Below are 231 nucleotides of genomic sequence, written 5' to 3'. Positions count from 1 at the left end.
CTAAGTTGTAAGTGTTGGTTTGATAATAAGAAAGCCGCCCTCTGGGGCGGCTTTTTTGTGGGCGCTGTTTCAGGTTTTCAGATGCACCACGAACGCGCCAACCAGGACCAACACGAGACCCAGCACCTGCACCTTCGCCAGTCTTTCCTTGAAGAACACATAGCCCAGAATGGCGGCAATTCCACCGGACAGTGTGCTGATCACCGTCACCACCGAAACCGACCCCGCCAC

General features: G+C 55.0%; 1 protein-coding gene. It reads right to left on the bottom strand.

All coding sequences use genetic code 11. The annotated features are described in order from the left end of the window. Window positions 1-69 precede the first annotated feature (69 nt). Window positions 70-213: an EamA family transporter gene (locus SB772_RS46120; RefSeq protein WP_410839282.1), complete on the bottom strand. Its 144-nt coding sequence runs from the start codon at window positions 211-213 to the stop codon at window positions 70-72. Between the last annotated feature and the right edge of the window lie 18 nt (window positions 214-231).

The organism is Paraburkholderia sp. SIMBA_030, assembly GCF_046535245.1.
Classification (GTDB): Bacteria; Pseudomonadota; Gammaproteobacteria; order Burkholderiales; family Burkholderiaceae; genus Paraburkholderia.
This window is presented reverse-complemented; position numbering and strand designations above follow the sequence as displayed.